This window comes from Nonomuraea sp. NPDC026600 (genome assembly GCF_040638335.1).
In the GTDB taxonomy this organism is placed as follows: domain Bacteria; phylum Actinomycetota; class Actinomycetes; order Streptosporangiales; family Streptosporangiaceae; genus Nonomuraea.
The window spans coordinates 1-1,023 of the sequence record NZ_JBEZYD010000123.1; the positions used below are offsets into that span (position 1 = coordinate 1).

The 1,023-nt window shown below is 60.3% G+C and carries 1 protein-coding gene; it reads left to right on the forward strand.

Annotated elements, in window-relative coordinates; all coding sequences use genetic code 11:
* Positions 1-339 precede the first annotated feature (339 nt).
* On the forward strand, positions 340-897 hold the full coding sequence (locus tag AB0F17_RS66495; RefSeq protein ID WP_358047878.1) for an ATP-binding protein: 558 nt from the start codon (positions 340-342) through the stop codon (positions 895-897).
* Positions 898-1,023: the final 126 nt, after the last annotated feature.

Consider the following 1,023-nt stretch of genomic DNA (forward strand, 5'->3'; position numbering starts at 1 on the left):
TACCCGCCCCTCTGCCCGTACCTCATATCCCCGGCATACACCAGAGACAGCAGGCAGTCACGACTCTACGACTCTACGAATTCATTCTGTGTAGCGACCAGCCCTGAGCATTGCGCAGCCTGCGCAGCCTGCGCAGCCTGCGCAGCCTGCGCAGCTCAAGGCCGAAAATAATCTCTGGGGAGGAGGCCGGCGGCAGATCTGGCCCTGCTGGCATTTCGACTCTCCGTTCGGGGGGACAACAGGAGTTGCGGACGGCAACAACAACAGCCGCAACAGGATTGTTGAAATGTGTGACAGCCGTCCCATCCCAAAAGTAGCTGGCCAAGAGCATTCTTGGAAATGCCTTTCGGGGAACGAACGACGGCGGTTCAGTCGTCCATAACAGGGCAACTCTGTCTTAGTTATGATGCGGGCCGCATATCAAACACGGACATAGTCGGTGATTCTGTGCCAGCGCAAATAGAGGAAATAGTCGTATCGAAGTTCATAACGCTGCGTCGAACTGCCAGAACGCCCTGGCAGGCGCGGCAAGCGATCAAGATATGGCTTGCTGCCAGTGACCCGGTACGAGACGACGTACTCCAAATCGTCTCCGAGCTGGTGACGAACGCCTGTGTGCACGTGCCGCAAGGCCGGCAGCGCGACTGGCTCAAACTACGGATGGGCTTCGGGAACGGCTTCATCCGTCTGGAGGTGATTGACCCCGGCGCCCCGGCGCCGGAGCCACGATTCATCCCTGGCCAGTCTCCGCATGTCGAGGCCGAGTCGGGCCGCAGCCTCGACATCGTAAGCAGGCTCTCCATGCGGTGCGGCACGTACGTCACTCCGCTCGGCCGCCGCGTTGTGTGGTGCGACCTGGAGATCCCCCACGCTCTGCCCGACCAGGAGCCCAGATGACCCCCAACATCTCGCAGAGAAGTTCGATCAGTGAACCTTTTTCACCCTCGTGACGGCGGTCCGCTGGTCACAGCATGATCGCGAGCTCGGCGTTCGCCTGACGAAGCAAAGAACCCCTGGTAGACG

Excerpts from the sequence above, each read along its gene's own strand:
- AB0F17_RS66495 (WP_358047878.1), top strand. The coding sequence starts at position 340 with ATGCCTTTCGGGGAACGAACGACGGCGGTTCAGTCGTCCATAACAGGG.